Annotated in this window: 4 protein-coding genes; all 4 read left to right on the top strand. The window is 72.8% G+C overall.

Annotated elements, in window-relative coordinates:
- A partial coding sequence (locus ABWK99_RS14025; RefSeq protein WP_372595321.1) for a MinD/ParA family protein occupies nt 1-1,420 on the top strand: 1,420 nt, incomplete at its 5' end.
- 63 nt (nt 1,421-1,483) lie between these two features.
- A complete protein-coding gene (locus ABWK99_RS14020) occupies nt 1,484-1,960 on the top strand; it encodes a nitroreductase family deazaflavin-dependent oxidoreductase (RefSeq protein ID WP_372595320.1) in 477 nt (158 codons plus the stop codon).
- Between the two features lie 44 nt (nt 1,961-2,004).
- On the top strand, nt 2,005-2,817 hold the full coding sequence (locus ABWK99_RS14015) for an SDR family NAD(P)-dependent oxidoreductase (protein ID WP_372595319.1): 813 nt from the start codon (nt 2,005-2,007) through the stop codon (nt 2,815-2,817).
- A 102-nt stretch (nt 2,818-2,919) separates the two neighbouring features.
- On the top strand, nt 2,920-4,373 hold a 1,454-nt coding region (locus ABWK99_RS14010; RefSeq protein ID WP_372595318.1), incomplete at its 3' end, for a pyruvate, phosphate dikinase.

The raw sequence follows: 4,373 nt of genomic DNA, 5'->3' as shown, positions 1-4,373 counted from the left end.
CCATGAGCTGCCCGCCGCGATCGTCGAGGAACCGGAGGAGGACGACGTCCGGTGGGAGGGGCCGACGGGCTCCGGGACGACCGCTGACCCCGCGGACACGGGTGAGCCTGAGGCCGAGGGCCCCGCAGGTGCCGCGGACACCGGAGCGGGCACGCAGGAGCCGACGGCCGCGCTGCCGGTCGTCCCCCAGGACCGAGGCGGGGTGCCCCGTCGACGCTCGGTCTGGCAGGTGGACGAGCCACCGGCCGAGAGCGAGGCGCTCACCACGGCGGTGCCGGCCGTCGCAGCGGGCACGGAGTCCGCGCCCGTCGCCGTCCCGCCGGCGACGCCCCCGGTGTCCTGGTCCCCGATCGGCATCCAGACCTCCGTCCCGGAGGAGTCCGAGCACGAGGAGCCGTCCGGGACGGTTCCCGCCGAGCCAGAAGTCGTCGAGTCCCCGGCCACGCCCGGGGCGGACGCCGACCACGACCTCCTTGCCGATCAACCGCTCCCGACCCTCTCCGACCTGCTCGCCGCCCGGCCCGACCCGACGGAGGGGCCCGCGCAGCTCGGCTGGCAGGGCGCGCTGCGCAGGATGTCCGGTGGCCTGCTCCGCCTGCGCCCCGGCCCGTCGGAGCAGGCCCACAGGGAGGCCGTCGGCGCCGTGCAGCGGCCCCTGGACGGGCCCCGGACGATCGTGGTCATCAACCCCAAGGGCGGCGCCCACAAGACGACGGGGACCCTGCTGCTCGCGGCGGCCTTCGGCCAGCACCGAGGTGGGTACACCCTGGCCTGGGACAACAACGAGACCCGCGGCACCCTCGGCTGGCGATCGATGCCGAGCACGCACCAGCGCACGGCGGTCGACCTGCTGCAGGACCTCGACCGCTTCACCGAGGGCGGGGCCGCGCGGGTGGGAGACCTGGACGGCTACGTCCGTTCCCAGGGCTCAGCCCAGTTCGACGTGCTGGCCTCCGACGAGGACGCCGCATCGGCCGCCTCCGTCGACGCCTTCGCCTTCCGCGCGCTGCACCGGACGCTCTCGCGGTTCTACCGCGTGATGATCGTCGACACCGGGAACAACATGCGCGCCTCGAACTGGCAGGCGGCGATCGACGCGGCCGACCAGGTGGTCATCGTCTCCACGGTCAGGGAGGACACGGCTCAGTCCGCCGCGTGGGCCGTCGACGCCTTGCGCGCGACCGGTCACGCCGATGCGGTCCGTACGGCCGTCACGGTGCTCTCCGACCCTGCCCCGCAGCGGGACGCGGCGCTCGCGGCGCGGCTGCACGAGCACTTCGGCCGGCTCACCCGCGCAGTCGTCGACGTCCCGTACGACGCCTCGCTCGTGGGCGGCAGCCCGCTCCAGGTCGAGCGCCTCGACCGCCGCACGCGGGAGGCATGGCTGCGGGTCGCCGCCGTCGTCGCCGAGGGTCTCTAGGCCCGGTCGCCGGACCGGGGCCGGAGCCCTCTCGCCGCGCTGCTCGGGGCTATCGTCGGGAGCATGGTCGAGCCCGCCGAGTACCGACGGCCCTCCGCGGCCTTCCGCTGGTTCGCGCGGACTCCGGAGCTCGCCTTCCGGCTCGGGCTGGGCGGGTTGTTCCGACGGCGGCTGTGCATGCTCACCCATCGCGGGCGGGCGACCGGGCTGCCGCGGCGCACCGTGCTCGAGGTCGTGGAGGAGGACAGGGCGCGGCGCACCGTCGTCGTCGCCTCCGGGTTCGGCGTCTCGCAGTGGTTGCGGAACCTCCGGGCGAACCCGCCGCTCCGCCTGGACATCGGCACCGAGCACGGCGTGCCGACGGCAAGGGAGCTGGACCCGGCCGAGGCCGCGAAGGTGCTGTCCCGTTATCAGCTGGCCCATCCGCGGGCGGCACGTGCGCTGGGGCAGAAGCTGCTCGGGGCGCCCTTCGACGGGAGCCCCGGATCGGCGCAGGCGTTGGCGGAGCAGACCCCGATGGTCGAGCTCCGTCTGCCCTGAGGGCCACTGCACGCCCTGACCTGCCCTGGTGGCACGATGGCGCCATGAGCGATCGCCGTCCCACTGCCGTCGTCACCGGAGCCGGACGGGGGATCGGCGCCGGCCTCGCGATCGGCCTCGCCCGCAGGGGGTACGACCTCGCGCTCCTCGGACGTACTCCCGAGCACCTGGAGGCAGTCGCCCGGCAGGTGGCAGAGCAGAGCGATGCTGCCGTCACGACGGTCCCGGTCGACCTCGTCGACCCGGAGGCGGTCCGTGCGGCGGCGGCCCGGGTCGAGCGAGCGCTCGGCGGGGTCGACCTGCTCGTCCACAACGCAGGGGTCGTGGAGCACGCGGAGCTGCCCTTCGCGGAGGACGACGTCGAGGACACCTGGCGGGTGATCGAGGTCAACGTGCGCGGCCCCTTGATGCTCACCCACGCCCTGCTGCCCGGCATGCTCGCCGCGGGAGGCGCGCGGATCGTCCACCTGAACTCCGGGGCCGGTCACAAGGCCTCGCCCTCGATGACGGGCTACGGGATCAGCAAGGGCGCCCTCGCGCGACTGACGACGCTCCTCGACGCGCAGTACCGCGAGCGCGGCATCCTCGTGTTCGACCTCGCCCCCGGCGTGGTCCGCACCGACATGACCAGCTCGATGCCGATGCACGACTCGCGCACCGACTGGACGCCCGTCGAGGACGTCGCAGCGATGCTCGTGGCGATCGGCTCCGGTGCGCTCGACGCGCTCGCCGGCCGCTTCGTGCACGCCGGCCTGGACACGGTCGACGGCCTGCGGGAGGCGACCGGGACCATCCTGTCGAGCGATGCACGGCGCTTGCGCCTGGCGCTGTGGGGGCAGGACGACCCGCTCGGCTGAGCCCATGATCGGGGGTCCAAGGTCCTTCCCCTGCGGCGGGGGCAGGCAGCACTCTGGGGGTGCCGGCGATGGGGCCGGTGATCCCGTGCAGAGAGGCGCATCGTGGCCAAGTACGTCTACGACTTCAGCGAGGGCAACAGAGACCTCAAGGACCTCCTCGGTGGCAAGGGCGCGAACCTTGCCGAGATGACGAACCTCGGGCTGCCGGTACCGCCCGGATTCACCATCACGACCGAGGCCTGCCGCACCTACATGACGACAGGTGGCCTCCCGCCCGAGTTGCGCGTCGAGGTCACGATGGCCCTGCGCCGCCTCGAGGACACCCTCGGCCGCAGTCTCGGCGACTTCCACGACCCGCTGCTGGTCTCCGTCCGCTCGGGCGCGAAGTTCTCCATGCCGGGCATGATGGAGACGGTCCTCAACATCGGCCTGAACGACGCCTCCGTCCAGGGGCTCGCGCAGTTCTCCGGCGACCCGCGCTTCGCGTGGGACTCCTACCGCCGGCTCATCCAGATGTTCGGCAAGACCGTCCTCGACATCGACGGGGATCGCTTCGCCCACGCGCTGGACGCGATGAAGGTCGCCCGTGGGGCGTCCACCGACACCGAGCTCAACGCCGAGGACCTCGAGGAGCTGGTCGAGGAGTTCAAGGCGATCATCCGGCAGGAGTCGGGCCGGGAGTTCCCGCAGCACCCCCGCGAGCAGCTCGACCTGGCCATCGAGGCCGTCTTCAACTCGTGGAACACCGACCGCGCCCGGTTGTACCGGCGCAAGGAGCGGATCTCGAACGACCTCGGCACGGCGGTCAACGTGTGCTCGATGGTCTTCGGCAACCTCGGTGCCGACTCCGGCACGGGCGTCTGCTTCACGCGCGACCCCTCGACGGGACGCACCGGCGACTACGGCGACTACCTGCCCAACGCCCAGGGCGAGGACGTCGTCGCCGGAATCCGCAACACGCTCTCGCTCGCGGACTTCGAGAAGCTCGACGCCGAGGCCTACGCGGAGCTCCGCCAGGCGATGCGCCGGCTGGAGACGCACTACCGCGACCTGTGCGACATCGAGTTCACGGTGGAGCGCGGCAAGCTCTGGATGCTCCAGACCCGGGTCGGCAAGCGCACCGCGGCTGCTGCCTTCCGGATCGCCACCCAGCTGGTCGACGAGCACCTGATCACCCTCGACGAGGCGCTGGAGCGGGTGACGGGCGAGCAGCTGAGCAAGCTGATGTTCCCGCAGTTCGACGCCGGCGCCGAGCGGTCGCTCGTGGCGAGGGGCATGGCGGCCTCGCCTGGTGCTGCCGTCGGTGCGGCGGTCTTCGACTCGAAGGTCGCGCAGGAGTGGGCGGCCGCGGGCAAGGACGTCATCCTGGTCCGGCGTGAGACGAACCCCGACGACCTCGGCGGGATGATCGCCTCGGTCGGCGTGCTCACCTCGCGCGGTGGAAAGACGAGCCACGCGGCCGTCGTCGCCCGCGGGATGGGCACGACCTGCGTCGTCGGTGCCGAGAAGCTCGACGTCGACGGCGCCAAGCGGCTGGTCCGGGTGGACGGGAAGGT

The organism is Actinotalea sp., assembly GCF_041597215.1.
GTDB lineage: Bacteria > Actinomycetota > Actinomycetes > Actinomycetales > Cellulomonadaceae > Actinotalea.
This window is presented reverse-complemented; position numbering and strand designations above follow the sequence as displayed.

Bases quoted from the DNA above. Each gene is read 5' to 3' on its own strand.
- ABWK99_RS14020 (WP_372595320.1), top strand. From the start codon at position 1,484: ATGGTCGAGCCCGCCGAGTACCGACGGCCCTCCGCGGCCTTCCGCTGG.
- ABWK99_RS14015 (WP_372595319.1), top strand. From the start codon at position 2,005: ATGAGCGATCGCCGTCCCACTGCCGTCGTCACCGGAGCCGGACGGGGG.